The following is a 21,717-nucleotide window of genomic DNA, read 5'->3' as shown; positions in this document are numbered from 1 at the left end:
CCGATTCGGTGATGACATGGGCTGCGCCTGACGTATCGCCCACCGGCAAAGGTAGTGCTGTGTAATTGCCAGCCAGGTCCCAAGTCCCTGGGCGGTATTCGTTCATCCCGACGATGGTGCCATCGTTGGAGATATCTTTGGCAAAGCTTCCTCCAAGCTCGGTCAATACCATGCTAGAGGTCGGAGAGTATGAGACATACGCACCATACATATCTGGGTCGAACCTAACCCCGTAACCCACCACTTGCCGCGATTCATTGATCCCTTGGGTCGATAGAGAAGCTCCTGATCCTGGAGGGCTAGGATTGTGCCAATTCTCGACTGTTCCGTTAGCGTTCCACATCCAAATAGACTGGACAGCGTTTCCCTGGTTATCAAAGTTGAACCCGCCGATCGCGACATCTCCATTTTCGTTCATGGCAGTTGCACTACCCGCCGCCATATTAGAAATAAACTCTGAAACGGCACCAGATCGAAGGCGCCGGTAAATCTTTCCAGTGCCACTGTCCTTTATTGCCATTGTGCCTTGGCTGTTAAATGACTGTATCTGCAGGTTGCTCGTAGCACCTGGTACCGATACGGATTGCATGGTCCAAGTGATGGCCTGACCACTGGCCAGAAGGCCAGCGGTCATCGCGCAAGCAAGAGCGAATTTCGCCACAGACCCAGTTCTCAAAATTCCCGACATCGACAAGGCACCTGGATTCAGTATAAGCCAGTTTGATGCCAAATCAAACTTTGGGTTCTAAAAGGAGCTATGAGCCAGAACAAAGATTCGCTAATCAGAGGGCTGATCAATAGTCCCGGAGAGCGAGAATCTCCAGGAATGTCAGCGAGGACACCGGCTTGGGCTTCATCGCGTCGGTTTGAAACGGGAGCGGTTTTTGTGCAGGTGGAGCAGTCTTTTCGGCCTTCAGTCGCTTCTCGATCGCTTCGGCCCGCTTGAGCGGATCGGGGTGCGTCGAAAGAACATCGCCGAAGCCATCCTTGCCTTTGCCAGCCGCGAGCTTACGGAAGACGTCCGCCATTCCTTGCGGGTTCATGCCGAGCTTCATCACGAGGTCATAGCCGAACTTGTCGGATTCAGACTCGTGCTTGCGCGAATAGGGAAGCAAGAACAGGCCCTGATCGATGATGTCCGCGGCATTTGTGATCGAGCCGTTGGCGTTGATGATGGTCAAGAGCACCGCCAGACCGAGCCGGCGTTTCATGTTGTCGGCATACGCCGATGCCCAGTGCTGGTTGCGCACGTGGGTGATTTCGTGGCCGAGTACTCCCACAAACTGGTCGCTTGTGGACATGAGGTTGATCAGCCCGGTGTAGAAGAAGATTGGGCCACCCGGGAGCGCAAACGCGTTAATCTCTTTACTGTCGATCACATCGAAGCTGTATTGGAACGGTCTTTTCTTTCGCTCGGCTTCGGGGATGAGCGCAACTAGCTTCGGTCCCATCTCGCGGATGTACTTCACGCGAGGGTCGCTGTCTGGCAGCACCTTTTCCTCTTTGCGGATTTGCTTGGCGGCATCTTGCCCGATCTTGATCTGTTCGGCGACGGAAGGCCGAAGGTCCTGCGCGCCTACCGACTGGAGTAGGGCAGTGACTAGCAGCGGGGCAACAAACCGTTTTCTCATGTTCTTATTCGACGATATACCCGCAAAAGACGTTTCTTGATCGGATTGTTGGTTTTTGCGAAAAGTATGGAATGGACTCATTGCGGTGAGACTCATCGCACAGGAATCGGGCCAAAGCTCACAAGGTGGTCGAGATCAGAAACTAAAGATTCTGAGAAAGAAAACCAAGTATTTGTACTGAGACTGTCATTGGACTCTTGATGGAAAGCCCAATGTGAGTCGCATCGGAGGCAAAAACATCTTATGAATCGCTCGAAGAAGAACAAGGGCTTTACGCTCGTCGAAATTATGATCGTTGTTTTGATCATCGGTATCCTGTTGGCTATCGCTGTTCCAAACTTTGTCCGTGCTCGAGAAACGAGCCGAACCCGAACCTGCGTTGGTAACTTGAAGCAGATCGACTCGGCAAAAGAGCAATACGCAATGGAAAACCGACTTGCATCGGGTGCTGCAGTGGCCTGGGCAAACCTCGCTCCAGACTATTTGAAGCGACAACCAGCATGCCCATCGGGTGGCACTTACACAATCGGCAACGTGGGTACGGACCCAACTTGCTCGACTGCAGGCCACGTCCTTCCTTAACGTCTAGTTATTCGAATTGGCCTGGTAGCGATTTAGATTGCCACCAGGCCATTCAGTTATTGGGAGACTTAAAGTTTAAATGAAACGAATTAAAAAGGGATTTACGCTGGTTGAAATCATGATCGTGGTTTTGATCATTGGTATTTTGTTGGCAATTGCTGTTCCGAACTTCGTCCGTGCTCGTGAAACGAGCCGAACACGAACGTGTGTAGCAAACTTGAAGCAGATTGACTCCGGTAAGGAGCAGTACGCAATGGAAAACCGATTGGCATCCGGCGCAGCGGTAGCTTGGGCAAACTTGACCCCGAACTACTTGAAGCGACAGCCAGCATGCCCGTCGGGTGGTACCTACACGATTGGCAACGTCGGAACCGATCCGACATGCTCGACTGCAGGCCACGTACTGCCATAAACTAAGACAAAGACTTTTCATCACAAGAAATCCACTCAGCCAGTTCGCTGAGTGGATTTTTTTGTGCCTCATCCTAGCAGATTCGCTAGAAACCGTCGCCTCAAGCATTTTCACCATGTGAGGTCCTTTGACAATTGTTGAACAACCCATTCGGACGGCACAGTTTTTGCGGCGAAGAGTCCATCAATGGGCAATGAACTAAAAGGCACAATTCGGAACCGGAAGCGGGCGCGCGGCTTTACTTTGATCGAAGTTCTCTTCGGCATATTTTTGGTAATGCTGTGCGCGACGGTGCTTGCTGCCTCGATGCCTGTCGGAGATCGCAGCCGCATCACCGCTAACAACCAGAACGTCGCACTTTCTCTGGCGCAAAAACAGATGGAAGCTGTGCGGACTGCTGGTTACGCGAATCTTAGCGTGGATCGTCTCATGGCTCTCGGAATGATCGACGACACCGATCCAATCTCAGGGAACACGTACTCGTTCACCACTTGCGATAACGCGGTCGTCGACAGCCCAGCTGACGCCTTGCCAGAAGGAAATGGGACGATCACCGTGAACCAAATTGCGATCGACCTCCGGGAAGTGATCATCGAGGTCAGCTGGTTCGAAAACGGTAGGGAACGGACCGTGACACTCGGAACGATGGTGGCAAACTTATGAGAACTCGCAATCGAAATCAAAAGCGAACGGGCGCCACCTTGGTCGAGGTAATGATTGCCTCGGCGCTCACCGTATTCGTTTTGACGGGCGCACTCGCGACCTTATACACCGGCATGAGGTCTTGGGTCGCCGGCCAGAGCAAGATCGAAGCGGAGACCGATGGTAGCCAGGCTATCCGGACCATCAGCATCGAACTCCGAGAAGCGATGTCCGTCACCGTCGCTTCTGACGGGAATTCCATTAGCTACCGATTGCCTAAGAGAGATTCCAACGGCGATTTCATCGTGCCTGTGGAATGGGACGGTGTCTCTCGCAGAGTCGTGGTCCAGCCTTCTGGAACGAAGTACGCACTCTTGATCGGCGTATCTGGCAACGAAGCACTACTCACCAAAAACGTGATTTTGGTCGATCCTGAACGTGCGGGATCACCGGCATACCGAGTGTTTACGGCTGGCCCCGGAGCGATTACTCGAAGCGTGAACATTCAAGTGGTTACACGAACCACAAACGAAAAAGGCGGATTCATTAACCACCGCGTGAGAGAGACCCTCTTCTTGCGCAACATCCCTGCGATAACCCAATGACGAACGAACAAGAAGTAAATCAACTCGAATCCAAGCGGCAAAAGGCAAAACGACGCGGATCAGCGATGGTCGCGTCATTCCTAGTGCTGTCGATGTTGGCAGTCGCGTCGTCGGCGTATCTAACTAATGCCACCGAGACTGTCCGCACCTCTCGGCGCTTGACCCACGAAGTCACTGCAACTCACCTTTGCGAAGCTGGAGTTCAGGACGTCGTCCGGTCGTTGTGGCGTCCGTTTAAAGTTGTCCAGTCGTTCAACGACCTCGATTCTGACTTGATGTCGGCATCGGTCGCGAATCCTAAATCCACGATGACCGACACGATCACTGGCGTTGGCAGCTATTCCGCTGGCGTGATTCGGTATTGGCAGCCATCGGGCAATGCCTATGTCCGCAACATCGTCGTTCGAGCTGTTGGATGGGTGGATCGCGATATGGATGGCGTCCTGGATGACGGTGAACCTAGCCGCGTCGTTGACGTGACGACTCGATTGGAGCTCGCACGTAGCCAAGTGTTTGACTACACCTACTTCGTCAACAACTACGGCTGGATGGACGGATTCCGAGAAAGTGACCTCATCATCAACGGTGATATGCGCGCCAACGGGAATTTCAACTTCCTCCATGGATCGCCGACGGTAAATGGCTCGGTTTACGCCAGTAGTAACGACAAATTGGTGCCGAGAGCGGTTGGATTGTTGAATAGTGCGCCTGTAAAGATGTCACAGGCGAGCTACTCCGGCTGGAACCCCGCAGCACCTTCGCGGATTTCTGGCGAATCGGATTCGGCATACAGCGCTCGCGTCGCGGCATATCGAGATACGCTCGCAAAGCGGCGTCGACCTTCTTATTCTGCTGCCACCTACGGCGCGGACGGAAGCTCCTCGTATGAAAATTCGAGAGACTTTGTCTATCGAAGCGATGCCGCACTCGTCGAAGGGCGTGTCGCCGGAGCCGTCGTGGGTGATTCAACTGGAATTCGTAGCTGGAGCCGCACTGGATCCGGTTCCGCCGCTCTGACAAACCTGTTGGACGCAGGGCAAACGAAAGAAGTCGTGATGCCTGATCTGAGCGATCTCGCCAGATACAACGCAATTAGCACGAGTTACCGCGACCCGAAGGCAACGTTTGCTGACGGCACCGCGAATCCGGATTACAATCAGCCCGCTTACGTCGAAGTCTGGAACTCAAATTTGAACCGGTATGAACGACTTTCAACAAATGGCGTGATTACAGGCTCAGCGGTTCTAGTCGGCACGGATGCACGTCCCATCAAAATCCACGGACCGGTCACCGTTTCGCAAGACGTCGTGATCAAAGGGACGATTGACGGCCAGGGCACCTTCTATGCCGGACGAAATGTTCACATCGTAGGATCAATTCGGTACGCCGATGGCCCTGATTTCAGAGGAGATCTAGCCGCCTCGGACCTGGCGAACGAGAAGAAGGACTTCATGGGTCTGGCCGCTCGAGGCTCGGTGATTATGGGCAACCCGACAACTTTCGGCAATCCCTATCCGTTGCAGTACATGACTCCGGTAAACCCTCCCGCGAAGACGGTGGGCACCTACGGACGGTATGACGAAAACGGCACCTGGATTCCACCCTATGACGCCATGCAGGTGGACAGCAGTGGTCGCCGTCGATACCAAAGCGTCGTGTCCGACTCGACAATCAACAACATCGCCGAAGGGATCAATCAGATCGACGCCGTGATTTACACCAATTTTGTCGGTGGAGGAAACCTCGGAACAGGTGGTGGCGGTGTCGTCTTCAATGGCACGATCATCAGTAAGGATGAAGCCATGGTCACGTGGAGCCTTCCCGTGGTGATGAATTACGACAACCGGATTCGAGAGCGGGCTGTCAGTCAGACACCGCTGATCGATTTGAACCTGCCTCGAAGCCCAGTATTGATGCGAAGTACTTGGCAAGACCGTGGATATACCGATAGAGTACGCGGTCACATCGAGGAAGATTAACTTTAACCCCAGCTCTGCCGGACTGTTCCCCCACTGTTCGGCAGAGAAAACAAACAACCCCAAATAATGAAGAAACCCAACATTCTTATGTTGAGTTTGGTCCTATGTGTCCAAGCTCATGCCCTTGTCGGCGAAGAAAATCGAACAGGACAATATCAGACCGAAAATACTCAGGACCAGGTGGCCGCGCAGCAGGCATACCAAGGTCGCATGGGCGAAGTCGGCACTGTTCAAACGGACACCGAAATAGAACGCAATGAGAGAATCCGCAAAAATGATCGGGCAGAATCTGCGCTGAGCGCGGGGACACAACGTTCGCTTGATCGCGGCAATCTCGCAAAGGCGAACGAGAAATTAGAGGCTGAGCAATCCGGTCGTCAGCGTCCGGCGACAAACTGGGCATTCGGAGGATTACTCGTAGCGGTAGCTTGCGCGTCAGGGTTAGCCTTCAAGGACTTCGTTTCGAAGAGAATTCCAGATATGCCTGTCCTTCGAAAGAAAAAGAAGAAGCAGATCAAGTCTGTTTTGTAGCTTTTGCCCTAGATTGGCAACGAACATTTGGCCCATGCCGTTCTTAGAATCAGCATGGGCTTTTTGCTACAAGGGATTTGGATTGTGTTTACCAACAGGGAACTCCGCAGAGAAATCTGGCGACCTCTGTTGCAATCGGTGCTCCTATCGATCGGTGTTGTGATCGTCGTTGCGATTCTGCTTGGGTCGTTTCTCAATTCCCGAATGCCGCAGAACTTTTCGGGTCCGCTTGGGTTCATTCTCGGCACTATCGCTGCGGTCCTGCTATTCCAGCCAGTGTTCTTTCTGGGCTCGGTGATGCTGAGTGCGAATCGATGGGCGAGCATCTCTTTAAAGGTTGAGGATCAAGTAACACGTGGACCGATCCCTATGGACAAGCTAAGTAGAGGCCAGATCATTCAGGACATGGCGTTTCGTTTGGTTTCCGGCTTCACCTTTGCAATCATCAGCTTGGTCATCGGTACCATTTTCACACCCTGGGTGGGAATGATTTTCGCTTCCTTTGCTGCAACATTTGATGTCGCTGGTCCAGCGTATGCGCGTCGAGGCAAGATTTTTCCTGGACATGTGATGCAGGAGATAACTTCAAGAGGCTATCTCTCATTTTGGGCAGGCTGCTGGCTGCTCTCTTTGATCCCGATTGTCAACCTTTTGGCACTACCAGGAATGGTCGCAGGCGCGACGATACTTGTGGCCAATTCGGAGCGAAAGCAGAGTTAGCGCACTCGCTTGAAGTCAGACGCGGCCAATCCGAATATTCGTCGAATAGCGTCTCGCAATGACGCAGCTGAGCTGAATCCGGCGTGCTCAGCTGCTTTGGTGAAGTCGGGGCGGTCCGCTTTCAGATTGCTAATCGCGACTTCGAGCCTTGTTCTCTCGACAAATTCAGGGAATCCGATACAAAATTCGGCGCGGAAAGTCCGGCTCAAATGGAATTGCGAGTAAGTGGCAACTTCTGCGGCGCGCGCAAGTGTCCAGTCTCCCGCCGGATCTTCTCTCACTTCGGTAGCAAGTCGCCGTAATCCCTCAGACGCTTCAGGCGGAACCATCGTTAGTCGGCTGAACTTGGGTGCTTCAATGACATTAACAAGTTGTGAGAGAGCTGTTGAAAACACCCTCCCTTCCGTTGCACTATCAACGCTACTTATGAGCTGAAACAGTTCGCGGTTGGCGCAACCATACTGCCTGGTGCAATCGCATCCGAGGGCAAATGAGCGATCAGAGCATTCTGTAGCGAAAACCTTTGCTTTCCACTTCGAAATGGTATCTAACGCATGCCCAGGCCAAGAAACCACGATCAATTTGGCAGCATTTCGGCTCAAGCAGCCACTTATCTGCCTCCGAGGACTCACAACAGCGAAGTTGAACTCGGGAAGGATTTCAAATCCGTGAAATGAGGGCCGGAGGCACAGAAGAGGTGCCGACATGTTGGCGATCAGGGAAACATGATCTGGAATGAAATTCAGCTTGAATTTCTCAGCTTCACCAGGAGAAATTTCAATTTCTTCGACCCGAATAAGGTCGCCCTCGTAGAGCGATTTGGTGTCGACTTCTCGTAGCCCAGCTTCGACCCGAATGGATGATGACAATCTCGTGTTCATAAAACAAATTGCGAACCTCGCACAAATACATTAACCGATTCCTACACTTACAGACGAAAAACTTCACAGAATGTATGCAAGCGTCCTCACTTTAAGATTCGTTGAATCCAAGTAAACTTCCTCTAAGTATGCACACTTCTGATCGAAAAATCGCAATTTTTGGAGCAACTGGCGCAGTTGGTCAAGAACTTTTACGATTGATAATCGATCGCAAGTTCCCAGTAAATTCACTGTCATTGTTCGCGAGTCAGCGCAGCGCGGGAAGTACGGTGAAGTTCAAAGATCATCGGGTCACATTAGAAGTCGCAACGCCAGAGTCTTTCGCAGGATGCGACATCGCGTTCTTTTCTGCAGGCTCGGGCCCATCGCGTGAATTCGTGCCTCAAGCATTTGCTGCCGGTGCCCTTGTGATAGACAATTCCAGCGCATTTCGAATGGATCCGGAGGTGCCGCTCTGCGTCCCAGAAGTAAATCCAGATGCTTTGTCACCAGATAAAAAGCTGATTGCAAATCCGAACTGTACGGCGGCGATCCTACTGATGGCAGTGAACCCATTGCGCCAGATCGGTGAGATTAGTCGCCTGATCGTCAGTACTTATCAATCGGCCAGCGGAGCAGGTGCCCAAGCGATGGAAGAGCTCAAAACGCAGTCGCGAGACTATTTGGATGGAAAGCCCATCGTGCCCAACATCATGCCCCATCCGTACGCATTCAACCTGTTTAGCCACAATACGGCGATCAACGAGCACGGATACAACGACGAAGAATGGAAGGTGATGCTCGAAGCACGCAAGATCCTTTCGATGCCCGAACTGCCAATTAACGTCACCTGCGTCCGAGTTCCAGTGCTGCGGGCGCACTCGCTCTCGGTTACGGTCGAGTTTGATGGTGTCGCGCCATCCGAAGAAATGGTCAGGGAAGTGCTCAGCCGCGCGCCGGGAGTGGTCTTGGTTGATGACCGAGACTCAAACACGTTCCCGATGCCAAGCGAAACTTCGGGTCAAAACGATGTTCGTGTGGGCCGAATTCGCACCGATCTGAGCCACAAGAGCGCAATCAGCATGTTCATTTGTGGTGACCAACTCTTGAAAGGCGCCGCGCTCAACGCTATTCAGATCGCCGAGCACTATATCCAGAACGACTATCTATAACGCGTTGTAAGCATCGATCGCGGCTTGATCACTCCAATTCAGGCTAATAGGGGTGATGCTGACATATCCCGTTGAAACTGCTTGAACATCGGTGCCAGGCTCGTCGCTTCTGACCACGACCACACCGCCTTGCCAAAAGTACTGCCGACCCCAAGGGTCTGAGCGTTCCTCGACACGGTCTTCGTAAACTCTGCGACCCATCGAAACGAACTTGTGCCCATTGATCTCGCTGAATTCAATGGCAGGGATGTTGACGTTGAGAAAAACCCGATCTCGCCTGGGAAGTCCGACCAAGTATTCGAAGTTCTCGGTGAGCCACTTCTCGCCAGTCTCGAAGTGCAACGGTGCGCCGTCAACAAAGCTCGCCATGCTCACAGCGATTCCGGGAATTCCGTTAATGCAGGCTTCCATCGCTCCGCCTACAGTCCCGCTATAGGTGATATCGAATCCTAGATTAGGGCCATTGTTGATCCCACTCAGGACGAGATCACATCCATCTGGCCATGCGACGCGCAGCCCGACGTTCACGCAATCCACTGGCACTCCGTTCACTTCAAACCCTTCAACTCCATCGCAGTCCACTTGGCGAACCCTGAGCGGATCGCGCAAAGTCATGCTGTGACCGCAAGCACTTCGTTCTCGGTCTGGGGCTACAATCTTGACTTCACCAAACTGCCGAGCGACTCTCAAAAGGCTCCGAATCCCGGGTGCGTTGATGCCGTCGTCGTTTGTTATCAAGATTCTCATGCGCGACTTCATTATGGCAAAGCCCGAACGCCAAGCATGGCTCACTTGCCTTTGCTTTGGGGCCTTGTTCGCGGTCAGCTTGTCGGTCGGACAGTCTGGGATTCCGATGCTGTGCCTGCTATGTGCGGGCAGTTTGATCGCGTTCTTGGCACCGTCGCAGCAAGCAGGGATCGTTTTGCTTTGCGCTTCGATGAATGTGTTCTATACCAAATGTCCGCCAAACGACCTCACCATTCCACTAATTAGCATCGCTGCGGTACTTATGGCGGCCTTCGGAATCGGGGTGCGACTCGCTTGGGTTCCGGTGATTGCACTGGCGTTACCACTCACTTACTTTTCGGGCGGGGCGGGAGGTGCTGGTGGATGGGCCGAATATCTGATGGGCCACTTCGGTTTGACGTTTCAGCAAGCCGACTTTGCAGTCCTCGCACTCAGAAAGACAATCCACTTTTCTTACTACGGATTGATTGGACTTAGCGCATGGTTTGCCCTTCGTGAAGAGGTACGTCGCCTGATGATGGCTCTCATTTTGGTTCTTGGGGTTTCCTGTTTTGATGAAGTCCGGCAGACGTTCACGCCCGGAAGAACAGGGAAGATCGAAGACGTTCTCATCGACCTTGCCGGGGCCGCCGTCTGTGTGATACTTATTGAACGATGGAGTCAACGAAGAAACACCCCGTCCGGCTGATCGTCGTTGCTCCCGGCATGCTGGACGGCGCAGAAGAATCTGGTTTCTGGCCGGACTGGCGGCTTAGATGGGAAGAGTGTTTCAGACTTCAGCCGAAGCAGGATTCCGTTCATTGTTTTGAATCGCAATTTCTTGGACTCCCGCCCGAAATCGATATTCATGCTGGCCCCCTAGCTGTCGCCCTGCACAAAGTATTTCCGCCACAAGATGCGGTTCTCCTCGCACTGAGTCTAGGTTCCGTTGATGCTGGCGGGTTCATGCGCCAGCCGTTAGTCAGCACTGAAGCGGAGTTCATTCAAATCGTAAACCAGTTGAATCGGCTGAATTCGACAAAACTCACCCTGATTGCCGAACATGGTCTTGACCTCGGACTTGTTTGGGAAGGAGGCTCGATTAGCAACCGACTGGTGCCGTTTGGGGAGGTAATCGGTCAAGATATCGAGGAAAACATGCCGCAAGGAGATGGCGACAGACTGCTCAAGACTTACATCGACGACAGCCGAGAACTCCTTTCGAATTTGGATTTCAACAAATCACGCGAAGATAGAGAGTTGGCGCCGATTAACATCGCATGGCCTTGGGGCGGCGGATTGATGCCTAAATTGCCCAATTTGCCTTTGAGATATGGCGGACCGGTAGACGTTGCCGGAGGTGGGAATACCATCAATGCACTCTGTCGGCTAACTGGAGCGTCTCGGAACCCAATCGCTACAAACTTCAAGGCTAAATGGAACGAATTTAGGCCGAGAGCGAGCCGCTCCATTTTGATTCTGGATGCTCTGGGTGAAGCGGCGAATGCCCACCAGTTCGACCGAATCGAGAAGCAATGGATCGCATTTGTCGATTCAATTCGCGCCCTACAATCGCAAATGAAGGAAACTCGTATCCGTCTTTCGGTACTCTGTCCGAGCCTCAGTGACAAAAATGGAGTTGGATGGGTCTGCGAGGAATTGTTTGCCTTGCCTCAGTCACCAGCAGAACAGCGTGACCGAATCGAGGGAAGCCAACAGAGGGCAGTATGGGAAATTGTCGATCAGTCGTTATCTTTTGCGCCGTCGGAGCGCTAATCAACTGTGCACAGGCTCAGTTTACGGATGTCGAGAATCAGTTCATCCGCGACACCCTTCGCATCTCGAACTTAACTGATGAAGACTTGCGCTGGAGCCGCGAGCCGTATAGCGATGATTTTCGGCTGCCTTTGATTTCGGACGCTCTGCAAAATCCGATCTCGGGTGCTAGCCGGATCGATAAGCTCGAAGCGACACTGGCCAATACTTCCGTTTCACAGTCCCTGAGGTTGCTCAGCGACACTCTCGAACAAGGCCTGGAATTGCCTCCAGAATCAAAGCCACTAGCAATCAAGGAACTCGGACTACCAGAGCCGTATGCCTCTCTTGTGACGCCAGTATTGAAGCAGATTTCCGTTGCGTCGCAAGAATTACGCGCGAGTCTTGGTGAACTCTCTGAGGCCGAACGAAGATCACTGATCGAAAGCCTGCCAGCGCTCATGATGGAGGAATTTAATCCTGGATTCGACTTCGTGAATTCAAAGCCGATTCCTCGTGACGACGCGTTTGGATTGCTCCGAAAGATCGATTTGAAGCGGATTTTCCGTGCAGGAATCGCACTGAACAACGCAGTTGAAACACTCGTTGCGCAGTTGAAGGTCCTGAATCCGAGCGGCGCAAAATTCCCGATGATCGCCAAGGTCGCCGGTCAAACCGTTCGAATCACTGGCCCCGGCCGGGATGTCCACAGCGAGAAGGATGCGGTGCTGACGATCGATATGGGCGGCGATGATGTTTACACTGGCCGAGCAGGCGGTGGCGCAGGCTACGCCAGTGTGCTGGTCGATATCAATGGAGACGATCGCTACACTCCTTCCGACCTTAGCATCGGCGCAGGATTACTCGGAATCGGTATCGCATGGGATTGCGCGGGTGACGACATTTACTCAAACAAGTCGATTGGACTGGGATGTGGTATTGCGGGGGTTGGCATTTTGGTCAACCAGGCTGGCGACGATTCCTACAAATCGCACTGCCTCGCACAAGGGTTTGGCGCATTTGGCGCTGGATTGCTGATCGATTCCAGCGGAAGCGACACCTACGACATACACCTCACGGGGCAAGGGGCTGCACGGACACTTGGATTTGGTGTTCTTTCAGATCGTAAAGGACGCGACATTTATCGTGCTGGTGGCACCGCGCTCAATTCACCTTTGTTCGCTGATGTGAACTACAGTTTTGCGCAAGGATTTGGGATGGGATACCGCGAAGACACTGGCGGAATTAGTGGTGGAGTCGGGTTCCTACTAGACCTTGCTGGTGATGATGCATATCTTGCAGAGACTTACGCGCAGGGCGCGAGCTATTGGTTCGCTATCGGCGGGCTTTGGGACGGCGGTGGACATGACACTTATTCGGCGTACCATTACGCTCAAGCCAGCGCGATGCACTGCACTGCGGCTTATCTCACTGACAACGGTGGTGATGACGCCTACGTCACCAAATTCGGCGCAAGTCTTGCGATCGGGCACGATTACGGCGTCGCTGCGCTGATCGACCGCTCCGGCAACGATATCTACACGGCAAGGGATTCGACTCCCGGTGTCGGCAACGCGAATGGTATCGGAATGTTTTTCGATTTTGGTGGGGACGATCGATATCAAGGACCTGCCGGGGTAGGAAATGCTGCCCGGTCATCCGGTTCGCTTGGAATCTTTTTAGATGCTTCCGGACAAGACAAGTATCGCGAGGGACTCGTTGACGCCTCCGCGACAGTGACCGAACTCTGGGGCGTGGCCTATGACGCAGAGACACCGCGAATTCAGGCACCTCGTCCCGTCGATTCCCCAGACGTTCCCAAGCCAAATTCTCAGCCGATGCCAGACGATAAGACCATCGCAGAAATCTATCGGCTGGCTTGTCAGTGGGGCGTCGGCACTGCTCAGCAGGAAGTCAATCTCAACACGAACAAGCTTATCGCGATCGGGATTCCAGCGGTCAAATGGATGCTCGACAATCGCCTCGCCAAAGCGGACCGGCTACAGCAGCGTGCCTTTGTCGCAGTGATCAAAGCTGTTGGGCACGATGCTGCAGAAGCACTCGCGTTTAAGATCGCGCGGGGAACCACTGCAGAGCAGCGAAACGGCCTCGGGATCGCCGTCGATGGAGCATTTATGGAGGTCGCCTCAATCGTCCCGCCGTTGATCGATAATCCAAGTGTCTCGCTGCAAGCCATCCGCGCGGCGGGAGTGTTGAAGTCATCCGTCAGCGTCGACCGGTTGATGCCGCTCACGCGCAAAGATGGAACGACCGGTCTCGCGGCTATGATCTCGCTCGCACAAATTGGAGATGAACGGGCTTTCGGCACGGCCCAAGCGTTCTTGACCGCAAAGAGCTTACCGATGCGAAAAGCCGCGCTCAGCCTCGTCGCACAATTCCCAGAAAAAGCGATGCAAGCTGGCACACAACTCTTGTTAGAAAGCGATGAGCGCGCGGCAAGAATCGGTATGGAAGTTCTGGGTGCGGTCGGCACAGCAGAAGCGCTGGAGCAAGTCGCAGGTAGGTTGCTCGACCCCAGTCCTGGGTACCGGATGCAAGCGTTGATCACCCTCAAGGGTCGGTGTCCAGAGAATTTTAGGCTCACCTACGTATCACTGCGCAACGATCCAGATCCGATGGTACGTGCCGTCGCACAACGAAGCGACCCTGGTCGGTAGGTCTGCGAGGTACAGTTAGTATCCGTGAACCTGATTCTGAGCGACGGAACCGTTTACCCTGGAAGGCCCCTTGGCGCCATCCGCGAAACCGTCGGTGAAGTGGTGTTCAACACCGGTATGACGGGGTACCAGGAGATCCTCACCGATCCTAGTTATGCCGGTCAACTTGTCACGATGACGTATCCGCTCATCGGGAATTACGGCATCAACGAAGACGACTTCCAATCTGATCGACTCCAGCCATCCGGCTTTATCGTGCGCGAAGCGTGTGATCGCCCGAGCAATTGGCGCTCAAAGAAATCACTCCATGAACTTCTTTCGGAGCGAGGACTTACTGGAATTCAGGGCATCGACACTCGAGCATTGACGCGGCATATCCGGGAAATGGGCGTTTGTATGGGGATGATCACGCTAGAGAATCCTGAGCAAGCCGTGGCGAGACTGCACGCGATGGAATCTTATGACGAAACTGACTTTGTCTACAAGGTGACGACTCGAACGCCGTACGCTTGGGGAAAGATGGGTCGTGAGGCGATCGACGAGCCCTCTTCGCCTTACAATAAGAAACTCGTCGCCATTGATTGCGGCCTGAAGCAAAATATTCTGAGGCGTTTTGCTTCTCTGGGCGTGCGAACGATTATCCTCCCCGCAACGGCGAGTGTGAACGAAATTCTGAGCTATGACCCAGACGGCATTCTGCTTAGCCCCGGCCCAGGAGATCCGGCCCGGCTTCAGCCGATCGTTGCGACGGTAAAAGAACTTCTGGGGCAAAAGCCGATCTTTGGGATCTGTTTGGGCAATCAACTGCTGTGCCAAGCGCTTGGCGGTAGCACGTACAAACTGCCGTTCGGGCACCGAGGATCTAACCATCCGGTGAAAGACTTGCTGGATGGCTCGGTGACCATCACTTCACAAAATCACGGATATGCGGTCGATCCGGAATCGCTCGAAGGTACCGGTGCGGAAGTGACACAAATCAATGTGAACGATGGAACAGTCGAAGGCATTCGGCACCAAGACTACAGGGCAACGAGCATTCAATATCACCCCGAAGCGGCCCCCGGACCGTGGGATTCCAGAAAATACTTCGTGCAATTTGTCGATTCACTTTAAAGGCACGCCATGAACCCAACTCCGGAGGAAACAATCTACGAGAGGTACCTCATCGAAGGGAAGGAGAGTGCCAGCATTCCATTGCTTATCGGGATCGTGGCCGCGGAGAATCCAGATGGAGTTGCAACCATCGTTGAGAATGCAAAAGTTCTCATGACCAGGCGCGGGCTGGATTCTTTAAGAGACCTCTCGCGCGCAGATTTGGAAGAGATCGGTGTCACCGACCCGTTTAGGATTCAACAATGCCTCGCAGCGTTCGAACTGGCTCGTAGATTTTCATTAGTGAACCGGGGGCAAAAGACACGAATCGATCGCGCAGAGGACATCTACAAGCTTTTCAGAGATCTCGACGGCGAACCGAAGGAGTACTTCTGCGCGCTCTACTTGGACTCAAAGAACAACGTTCTCAGCCGAAAGACCATCCACATCGGCACGATCAACATGAGCATTGTTGGGCCGAGGGAAGTATTTCGTGAGGCGGTTCGAGAAGGCGCCGCGAGCTTTGCTGTCGTGCACAATCATCCCAGCGGCGATCCCACGCCAAGTCCTGAGGATATGGACGTGACCGAGAAGTTGGCCCAGGTCGGCGTGTTGCTTGACATCCCGCTGATCGACCACATCATCATCGGCCATAACAAGTACACCAGTTTCAAGAAACTTAAACTCCTATGAGCATTCCACTCGTTGACCCAGAAGCCCGACAAATCTTGGACGCGATGCACAAGCGCCGTGAATCGGCACTCGCGATCTGTCGCCAGATCATCCAGCTTTGCAGCAAGTCGATTCGCCACGTGCATCGCAAGCAATTCGCGGAAGCGGAGGTTTTGCTTGAAGAGGCAAAACAGCGTTCAAGAGCACTTCGCGCCGAACTTACGCCCTCTCCGGCAATTCTTTATGCGGGATATCTTCAAGATGCAGAGAAGGAGCTTGTGGAAGCCGCAGCCGTATTCGCGATCACACAATCGAAACCGGTTCCAAGCCTCGCTGAACTTGGCGTCGATGTGGTGAGCTATCTTAACGGACTCGGAGAGGCGGCCAGCGAATGCCGACGATACGCTCTGGATGAACTGCGGCATAGCCGCGGGGAAGAAGCTGAGCGGATTCTAATTTGGATGGAGTCCGTTTATGACGAGTTGATCACCTACGACTACCCAGATTCGCTTTCCGGTGGACTCCGCCGTACTTGTGATGCATTGCGAGCGGTGGTCGAGCGGACGCGAAGCGACTACACGTTGACACTAAGTCAGAAAGAGCTACTCGCCGAACTCAAAAAATACAACTCTAGTCGCTGAAGAAGGCGCAACCAGCTGTAATTTTTTCAGGCACGTCTGCATCGTCAAACTCGCGTGGGCCAGTCTTTGATAGCGTTCCGAGCAAGAAATTGGCTTGACGGAGGCTCGCCTTGTTGTATCCAGGCGAGACGGTGACGATCATGCCCTTGCCATCAATCACGGCAAAGCTACTACTGGCTTCGATCTTGAACGCTTTCATGAGCGACTTAGATGGATCGACAAGAATAGAAAAAGGCACAGTATTGGCGTCGGCGAAGTTCTGGGATGCTTTCGCCGAGCCATCGATGATCCCCAAGAAGTGAACGTCGCCGCCAAACTTCGCGGCCAAATCATTAAAGAAAGGCTGACTCTCGATGCTGCAAGGGCATCCGTCCTTGATGAACAGCAACAATGTCGGCTTACCGGACTTTAGGAGGTCGCTGGAAATCAGATCACCGTTTTGATCGGACAACACAAACTTAGGCGCTGGTGTCCGCTTGAGATTCTCGGCGGCAATTTCCATCTCCTTGGTGACAGGATGCCGAGTCGGAATCACGTACGGCTTTTCACCAAATGGTTGACTTTTTGCCATTCGCGACATCAAGAAGCCCGAAATTGCGAGAACGCAACTGAGCGGGAATGCGATGGCGATGACCCTGACTTTCACACTTCTATTGTACGCTGAACTGGCCCTTTCGTGAGCATTTGGACAATGGACGCAGCCATCAAGCCGATTCCCGCACCAGCAAGAACATCTGTTGGAAAATGGACGCCGACATAAACCCGGCTCGCCATCACGAGTAGCAGCCAGACTCCGGCAAGAACCCGAACACCCGAGCCACTCAAGTTCATCATCAAACAGAAGGCGATCGCGGCAGTAGAGAAGGCGTGCCCGCTCGGAAAGCTATCTTGAAAATACGGCTCAAGTGGATTTGACCACGCAAAATTACTAGGCCTCGGACGGTGGAAGAGTTGCCGCAAGATCCCGTGAATCAAGAAACCTAAAATCACCGATCCCCATACTTTGGAAGCTAGTTCTGGCTTGATTCGGTAGAAAGCAATCGCCAATACCGCGAAGGATGCCAAGTGCAAAATCAGATGATTTTCTCGCCATCCCAAGATTCCGACAATCACCGATACCACCAGCCAAGTGAGCCAGTGAAACTTCTGATTTAGCTTCTTGTTGATGACAATCGCCAAAAAGGGGGCGAGTTGAATTTGGCCGAGGCCAGTATTCGTGATGACCAGCATGATCGGGTCGAGCCACGACTGCCGAGCATCAACGTTCAGCGCGCGCACGCCCCAAACGTCAAATTGCCACAGCCAGTCGAACATGCTGTGTGAAGATTACCGACTCTTCGGTCTTGGCGGCTTTTGATAACCTAAGGCGAAAACCGTGTTCCAGTCCGCGGTGTCGTAACTCTCTGGAACAAAGAACTCACGATAGGCGAACCCCATCCCGCCACGATAGGAGTACATTGCCCAACCAATTCCAAACTTCTCAAGAGCCTTGCGAACATCGCGGTGCCAAAGCGTACGACTGTACGGGTCAGCATTGGGCCGGTAGGTTCCGAATTCGTCGCAAATCAATTTGACACCGAAATGCTTGGCCCATTGATCGGCGAGAGCGATCCGATTCTCAATCGCGTCATAGTTCCAAGTTTGCTTCGAATACTCGTTGTAGACTTCTAGCCAAGCACGATTTTGAACCTGAGTCTCTAGCCTCTTGGCAGTCTCTGGACTGGAGGGATACCGGACACCTCGCCAATTTGCCAAGTGCGAATCGACCCATGGCGCGTTGTTGTGAGTGAAGATAAACGGGTCGTAAAAGTGGAAGACATACACCAGATTCGGAATCTCGTACGGCTTCTCAGCGATCAGGTCTTTGATCTCAGAACGGCCGTCTGGACTGACGAGAATGGTGTGCTTTGGCGCAACTGAGCGTATCGCTTGCACGGCTCGGAGTTGCACGCTCCACCACATCGTCCTGTTGCCGGTCGTGGGTTCGTTCAGTACTTCGAATGCAATATTCGATTCGGAAATCTTTGAAAACCTTGTGGCGACGGCTTTCCAAAATTCGATGAAACTCGCAGCATTTTTGGGGTCATTGAGCGTTGCGCCGAAGGTCTCTTTGGGATGAAAATCTAAGATCACAAAGATTCCGCGTCGGTTAAGTTCACGAATTTCGGACTCCACAGCTTTGCACTTAGCTTCATTCAACGGCAGTCCCGAATCAGAGTCGCTAATAGCTCGCTGGACGAAGGGAAGTCGAATCATTTTGATTCCCATCGACTTCATAAAGTCCATTTCGCTCGGCGGCAGATAGCCCTTTATGTCTTTGATCTCAACCGAATCACGGTGCGAAAGCCAATGATCAACATTCACTCCTGCCGCGAGCCGCGAAAGGACTTTGTCTGTCGGAGGAGTGCGCTGAGAGGATTCAAACTTCCGATCCAGAATCTGGGAGCTTTGTAGCACGAAAGGTAGCACAAGCAAAATCAAGTTTCGGATCATCGTGTTTGAGTTCAAAGATTTCAGTTGGCTCCCCCAATAGGATGCCATAATTTGCGCATTATGCCCCACAAAATTGCAGTTCTCGCTGGCGATGGAATCGGTCCTGAGGTGACCGCCGAAGCAGTCAAGGTTCTCAACGCGGTCCGAACAGACCTTGAATTCACAGAAGCTTTGATTGGCGGCGCAGCTTACGACGCCACAGGGACGCCTTTGCCAGAAGACACTCTCGCGCTTTGCAAGGAGTCTGATGCGGTCCTTCTCGGCGCAGTCGGAGGACCAAAGTGGGACCGAATTGAGCCAATTTCGATGCGGCCGGAAGTCGGTGCATTGCTTCCACTCAGGCGCGAACTGAACCTGTATGCTAACGTGCGACCCGCGAAGGCATTCAAGCAGTTGTTGAGCGCGTCTCCGGTCAAGATGCCTAATGGGCCAATCGACTGTGTGGTGTTTCGCGAGCTAACAGGTGGGATCTACTTCGGTCAGCCACGTGAGCGGCGTGAGAATGGCACCGTCGCGATCGACACCTGCGTGTATTCCAGGTTCGAGATTGAGCGGATTGCAAGGCGCAGTTTTGAAATCGCCCGCAATCGAAGAAAGCAAGTTTGCAGCGTTGATAAGGCCAACGTGCTCGAAACCAGCCGGCTTTGGCGAGAAGTCGTCAACGAGATTGCACTGGAGTTTCCGGATGTCAGCTTGTCACATATGCTTGTCGACAACTGCGCCATGCAGCTTGTGCGCGATCCTGCTCAGTTCGACGTCATTCTCACCGAGAACATGTTCGGCGATATCCTCAGCGATGAGGCGGCGATGGTTACCGGTTCACTTGGCTTGTTGCCAAGCGCGTCGCTATCCGATGGCTCTTTCGGGCTGTATGAGCCTTCCCACGGCTCTGCACCAGACATCGCAGGGCAAGGCAAAGCGAATCCGATTGCGACCATCTTGAGCGCGGCCATGCTGCTCGAATACTCGCTTGGAGACATTGATGGGGCAGGCAAGATCGAATCAGCGATTGAATCTACTCTCGAAGCTGGGCTTCGAACGGCAGACATCTTTGAATCAGGTTGCCAACTGGTGAGCACGAGTCAGATGGGCACTGCAATCGCCGAGAGAATCGCTCGTTGATCACAGTCGTCGGCGGTGGATTTGCGGGAGTTGAAGCCGCTTGGGCGGCTGCTACTCGCGGCCAACGAGTGGTGCTGTACGAAATGCGCCCTGTGCGGATGACACCAGCACATACGACCGATTCCTTTGCCGAGCTCGTCTGTTCGAATAGTTTCAAATCCAAGCTGAGCACGTCTCCAGCGGGCCAGCTTAAGGCGGAAATGAGCGCGCTGGGTTCCATCGTGCTCGAGATCGCAGAACGTCACTCGGTTCCTGCTGGCGAAGCCCTAGCCGTCGACCGGGCGAAGTTCGCCGAAGATATCACCCGTACGATCGCAGACCACCCACTCATTGAGGTTCGAAGGGAAGAGTTTCAGCCTGAGGATGTTGACACTGCGATCCAGAATGGGCCGCTCATCCTTGCGACGGGGCCGCTGACTTCTCCCGAACTCAGTGAGGCCCTGGCGGGTTGGATCGGCCGAAAGCATCTCTATTTCTATGATGCCGTCAGCCCAACGGTGACGGTCGAGAGCATCGATTTCAACATCGCCTTCCGAGAGAGCCGGTACGGAAAAGGGGACGGGCAGGATTACATCAATTGTCCGTTTGAGAAAGATAGCTATCTCAACTTCGTGAGAGAACTCGTGAACGCCGAGCGGGCTCCGATCCATGCATTCGAAGCTGGCGGAAAGCGAGATGCGGACCCCAATGAGCTTGAGGGGCAACTCCTCGAAAAGATTAAGTACTTCAGTGGCTGCACTCCGATCGAAGCAATCGCAGAAAAGGGCGAGCGTAGTCTGGCGTTCGGGAATTTCAAACCGGTTGGACTCACCGATCCACGAACCGGCCGCCGGCCTTATGCAGCGCTGCAACTCCGACCAGAGAACAAAGAAGGCACTCTGTATTCGCTAGTCGCCAGCCAAACCCGCCTCAAGTGGGGAGAGCAAAAGCGGATTTTCCAAATGGTTCCGGGGTTAGAAAACGCCGAATTTGTCCGTTATGGTGTCATCCACCGCAACACTTATGTCGAGGCGCCGACCGCCCTTGATGATCGCCTCCAAGTAGTTCAAAAGCCGGGAGTATTCCTTTCAGGTCAGCTCACGGGAGTGGAAGGATACGTCGAAAGCGCCGCGATTGGAATCTTGAGTGGCCTACATGCGGTCGCACAATTGGGAGGGTTCGAGCTGCCACTTCCGAGCAGGGCGACGGCGTACGGTGGACTGATCTCACACTTGCGGGACCCAATCGAGCGAGAGTTCGCACCGATGAACGTGAATTGGGGATTGTTCCCAGACCCGCCAGAACCGATGCGTGACAAAGGACTCAAGCGCGCCTACAAGATCGAAAAAGCCAACGAGGGCCTGCAAGAATGGATAGAACTTCTGCGGGATGCTGGAATAATCGGGCGCGACGCATCGTAGCAAC

23 protein-coding genes are annotated in these 21,717 nt (G+C 53.4%); 16 read left to right on the top strand and 7 right to left on the bottom strand.

Annotated elements, in window-relative coordinates; translation table 11 throughout:
* On the bottom strand, positions 1 to 661 hold a 661-nt coding region (locus J0L72_04555), incomplete at its 3' end, for a hypothetical protein (GenBank protein ID MBN8690049.1).
* 133 nt (positions 662 to 794) lie between these two features.
* Positions 795 to 1,631, bottom strand: a complete 837-nt coding sequence (locus J0L72_04550; protein ID MBN8690048.1) for a M48 family metalloprotease — start codon at positions 1,629 to 1,631, stop codon at positions 795 to 797.
* A gap of 243 nt (positions 1,632 to 1,874) precedes the next feature.
* Here J0L72_04550 and J0L72_04545 point away from each other — a divergent pair, with 243 nt between their 5' ends.
* From J0L72_04545 to J0L72_04515, 7 genes are all read left to right on the top strand, one after another.
* Positions 1,875 to 2,213, top strand: coding sequence for a prepilin-type N-terminal cleavage/methylation domain-containing protein (locus J0L72_04545; GenBank protein MBN8690047.1), 339 nt, complete (start codon positions 1,875 to 1,877; stop codon positions 2,211 to 2,213).
* A 79-nt stretch (positions 2,214 to 2,292) separates the two neighbouring features.
* Complete coding sequence (locus J0L72_04540; GenBank protein ID MBN8690046.1) at positions 2,293 to 2,625, top strand: prepilin-type N-terminal cleavage/methylation domain-containing protein; 333 nt, start codon at positions 2,293 to 2,295, stop codon at positions 2,623 to 2,625.
* A gap of 186 nt (positions 2,626 to 2,811) precedes the next feature.
* Positions 2,812 to 3,288, top strand: coding sequence for a type II secretion system protein (locus J0L72_04535; protein ID MBN8690045.1), 477 nt, complete (start codon positions 2,812 to 2,814; stop codon positions 3,286 to 3,288).
* Complete coding sequence (locus J0L72_04530) at positions 3,285 to 3,872, top strand: hypothetical protein (protein MBN8690044.1); 588 nt, start codon at positions 3,285 to 3,287, stop codon at positions 3,870 to 3,872. The genes J0L72_04535 and J0L72_04530 overlap by 4 nt, the downstream gene beginning before the upstream one ends.
* Positions 3,869 to 5,851, top strand: coding sequence for a hypothetical protein (locus J0L72_04525; GenBank protein ID MBN8690043.1), 1,983 nt, complete (start codon positions 3,869 to 3,871; stop codon positions 5,849 to 5,851). The genes J0L72_04530 and J0L72_04525 overlap by 4 nt, the downstream gene beginning before the upstream one ends.
* Positions 5,852 to 5,938: 87 nt before the next feature.
* Complete coding sequence (locus J0L72_04520; GenBank protein MBN8690042.1) at positions 5,939 to 6,382, top strand: hypothetical protein; 444 nt, start codon at positions 5,939 to 5,941, stop codon at positions 6,380 to 6,382.
* Positions 6,383 to 6,436: 54 nt separating this feature from the next.
* On the top strand, positions 6,437 to 7,102 hold the full coding sequence (locus J0L72_04515) for a hypothetical protein (GenBank protein ID MBN8690041.1): 666 nt from the start codon (positions 6,437 to 6,439) through the stop codon (positions 7,100 to 7,102).
* Here the strand turns inward: J0L72_04515 and J0L72_04510 are convergent.
* Positions 7,099 to 7,983 (bottom strand): helix-turn-helix transcriptional regulator, encoded by an 885-nt coding sequence (locus tag J0L72_04510; protein ID MBN8690040.1) that lies wholly within the window; start codon positions 7,981 to 7,983, stop codon positions 7,099 to 7,101. The two genes, J0L72_04515 and J0L72_04510, sit on opposite strands and share 4 nt — an antisense overlap.
* Positions 7,984 to 8,111: 128 nt before the next feature.
* On the opposite strand from J0L72_04510, the gene J0L72_04505 reads away from it, so the two are divergent.
* The gene (locus J0L72_04505; GenBank protein MBN8690039.1) at positions 8,112 to 9,134 is read left to right on the top strand and encodes an aspartate-semialdehyde dehydrogenase; all 1,023 of its coding nucleotides are present in this window, start codon (positions 8,112 to 8,114) and stop codon (positions 9,132 to 9,134) included.
* On the opposite strand, the gene surE is transcribed toward J0L72_04505, so the two are convergent.
* A complete protein-coding gene (surE, locus tag J0L72_04500; GenBank protein ID MBN8690038.1) occupies positions 9,129 to 9,881 on the bottom strand; it encodes a 5'/3'-nucleotidase SurE in 753 nt (250 codons plus the stop codon). The two genes, J0L72_04505 and surE, sit on opposite strands and share 6 nt — an antisense overlap.
* Here surE and J0L72_04495 point away from each other — a divergent pair.
* Genes J0L72_04495 through J0L72_04470 form a run of 6 tightly spaced genes read left to right on the top strand, consistent with a single transcriptional unit; the run spans position 9,880 to position 16,698 of the window.
* The gene (locus J0L72_04495; protein MBN8690037.1) at positions 9,880 to 10,569 is read left to right on the top strand and encodes a VanZ family protein; all 690 of its coding nucleotides are present in this window, start codon (positions 9,880 to 9,882) and stop codon (positions 10,567 to 10,569) included. The two genes, surE and J0L72_04495, sit on opposite strands and share 2 nt — an antisense overlap.
* Complete coding sequence (locus tag J0L72_04490; protein ID MBN8690036.1) at positions 10,536 to 11,636, top strand: hypothetical protein; 1,101 nt, start codon at positions 10,536 to 10,538, stop codon at positions 11,634 to 11,636. Before J0L72_04495 ends, J0L72_04490 begins: the two co-directional genes overlap by 34 nt.
* On the top strand, positions 11,588 to 14,293 hold the full coding sequence (locus J0L72_04485) for a hypothetical protein (GenBank protein ID MBN8690035.1): 2,706 nt from the start codon (positions 11,588 to 11,590) through the stop codon (positions 14,291 to 14,293). Before J0L72_04490 ends, J0L72_04485 begins: the two co-directional genes overlap by 49 nt.
* Before the next feature lie 24 nt (positions 14,294 to 14,317).
* Complete coding sequence (carA, locus tag J0L72_04480; protein ID MBN8690034.1) at positions 14,318 to 15,406, top strand: glutamine-hydrolyzing carbamoyl-phosphate synthase small subunit; 1,089 nt, start codon at positions 14,318 to 14,320, stop codon at positions 15,404 to 15,406.
* A gap of 9 nt (positions 15,407 to 15,415) precedes the next feature.
* Positions 15,416 to 16,078: a DNA repair protein RadC gene (radC, locus tag J0L72_04475; GenBank protein MBN8690033.1), complete on the top strand. Its 663-nt coding sequence runs from the start codon at positions 15,416 to 15,418 to the stop codon at positions 16,076 to 16,078.
* Positions 16,075 to 16,698 carry a haloacid dehalogenase gene (locus tag J0L72_04470; protein MBN8690032.1) on the top strand — a complete coding sequence of 208 codons (624 nt, stop codon included), beginning with the start codon at positions 16,075 to 16,077 and terminating at the stop codon, positions 16,696 to 16,698. The genes radC and J0L72_04470 overlap by 4 nt, the downstream gene beginning before the upstream one ends.
* Here the strand turns inward: J0L72_04470 and J0L72_04465 are convergent.
* The 3 genes from J0L72_04465 to J0L72_04455 are packed head-to-tail and all read right to left on the bottom strand — an operon-like array spanning position 16,688 to position 19,206.
* Positions 16,688 to 17,344: a redoxin domain-containing protein gene (locus J0L72_04465; protein ID MBN8690031.1), complete on the bottom strand. Its 657-nt coding sequence runs from the start codon at positions 17,342 to 17,344 to the stop codon at positions 16,688 to 16,690. The two genes, J0L72_04470 and J0L72_04465, sit on opposite strands and share 11 nt — an antisense overlap.
* Positions 17,341 to 18,012 carry a phosphatase PAP2 family protein gene (locus J0L72_04460; GenBank protein ID MBN8690030.1) on the bottom strand — a complete coding sequence of 224 codons (672 nt, stop codon included), beginning with the start codon at positions 18,010 to 18,012 and terminating at the stop codon, positions 17,341 to 17,343. Before J0L72_04460 ends, J0L72_04465 begins: the two co-directional genes overlap by 4 nt.
* A 12-nt stretch (positions 18,013 to 18,024) precedes the next feature.
* On the bottom strand, positions 18,025 to 19,206 hold the full coding sequence (locus J0L72_04455; protein ID MBN8690029.1) for a cellulase family glycosylhydrolase: 1,182 nt from the start codon (positions 19,204 to 19,206) through the stop codon (positions 18,025 to 18,027).
* Between the two features lie 45 nt (positions 19,207 to 19,251).
* On the opposite strand from J0L72_04455, the gene leuB reads away from it, so the two are divergent.
* Both leuB and trmFO read left to right on the top strand, forming a co-directional pair.
* Positions 19,252 to 20,313, top strand: coding sequence for a 3-isopropylmalate dehydrogenase (leuB, locus tag J0L72_04450; protein MBN8690028.1), 1,062 nt, complete (start codon positions 19,252 to 19,254; stop codon positions 20,311 to 20,313).
* Positions 20,310 to 21,713, top strand: coding sequence for a methylenetetrahydrofolate--tRNA-(uracil(54)-C(5))-methyltransferase (FADH(2)-oxidizing) TrmFO (trmFO, locus tag J0L72_04445; GenBank protein MBN8690027.1), 1,404 nt, complete (start codon positions 20,310 to 20,312; stop codon positions 21,711 to 21,713). Before leuB ends, trmFO begins: the two co-directional genes overlap by 4 nt.
* Positions 21,714 to 21,717 lie beyond the last annotated feature (4 nt).

Source organism: Armatimonadota bacterium, assembly GCA_017303935.1.
Taxonomy (GTDB): domain Bacteria; phylum Armatimonadota; class Fimbriimonadia; order Fimbriimonadales; family Fimbriimonadaceae; genus JAFLBD01.
The sequence above is the reverse complement of the archived record's forward strand: the minus strand, read 5'-3'. Positions and strand labels throughout refer to the sequence as shown.

Bases quoted from the DNA above. Each gene is read 5' to 3' on its own strand.
- J0L72_04550 (MBN8690048.1), bottom strand. From the start codon at position 1,631: ATGAGAAAACGGTTTGTTGCCCCGCTGCTAGTCACTGCCCTACTCCAG.
- J0L72_04545 (MBN8690047.1), top strand. From the start codon at position 1,875: ATGAATCGCTCGAAGAAGAACAAGGGCTTTACGCTCGTCGAAATTATG.
- J0L72_04540 (MBN8690046.1), top strand. From the start codon at position 2,293: ATGAAACGAATTAAAAAGGGATTTACGCTGGTTGAAATCATGATCGTG.
- J0L72_04535 (MBN8690045.1), top strand. From the start codon at position 2,812: ATGGGCAATGAACTAAAAGGCACAATTCGGAACCGGAAGCGGGCGCGC.
- J0L72_04530 (MBN8690044.1), top strand. From the start codon at position 3,285: ATGAGAACTCGCAATCGAAATCAAAAGCGAACGGGCGCCACCTTGGTC.
- J0L72_04525 (MBN8690043.1), top strand. From the start codon at position 3,869: ATGACGAACGAACAAGAAGTAAATCAACTCGAATCCAAGCGGCAAAAG.
- J0L72_04520 (MBN8690042.1), top strand. From the start codon at position 5,939: ATGTTGAGTTTGGTCCTATGTGTCCAAGCTCATGCCCTTGTCGGCGAA.
- J0L72_04515 (MBN8690041.1), top strand. From the start codon at position 6,437: ATGGGCTTTTTGCTACAAGGGATTTGGATTGTGTTTACCAACAGGGAA.
- J0L72_04510 (MBN8690040.1), bottom strand. From the start codon at position 7,983: ATGAACACGAGATTGTCATCATCCATTCGGGTCGAAGCTGGGCTACGA.
- J0L72_04505 (MBN8690039.1), top strand. From the start codon at position 8,112: ATGCACACTTCTGATCGAAAAATCGCAATTTTTGGAGCAACTGGCGCA.
- J0L72_04495 (MBN8690037.1), top strand. From the start codon at position 9,880: ATGCGCGACTTCATTATGGCAAAGCCCGAACGCCAAGCATGGCTCACT.
- surE (MBN8690038.1), bottom strand. From the start codon at position 9,881: ATGAGAATCTTGATAACAAACGACGACGGCATCAACGCACCCGGGATT.
- J0L72_04490 (MBN8690036.1), top strand. From the start codon at position 10,536: ATGGAGTCAACGAAGAAACACCCCGTCCGGCTGATCGTCGTTGCTCCC.
- J0L72_04485 (MBN8690035.1), top strand. From the start codon at position 11,588: ATGGGAAATTGTCGATCAGTCGTTATCTTTTGCGCCGTCGGAGCGCTA.
- radC (MBN8690033.1), top strand. From the start codon at position 15,416: ATGAACCCAACTCCGGAGGAAACAATCTACGAGAGGTACCTCATCGAA.
- J0L72_04470 (MBN8690032.1), top strand. From the start codon at position 16,075: ATGAGCATTCCACTCGTTGACCCAGAAGCCCGACAAATCTTGGACGCG.
- J0L72_04460 (MBN8690030.1), bottom strand. From the start codon at position 18,012: ATGTTCGACTGGCTGTGGCAATTTGACGTTTGGGGCGTGCGCGCGCTG.
- leuB (MBN8690028.1), top strand. From the start codon at position 19,252: ATGCCCCACAAAATTGCAGTTCTCGCTGGCGATGGAATCGGTCCTGAG.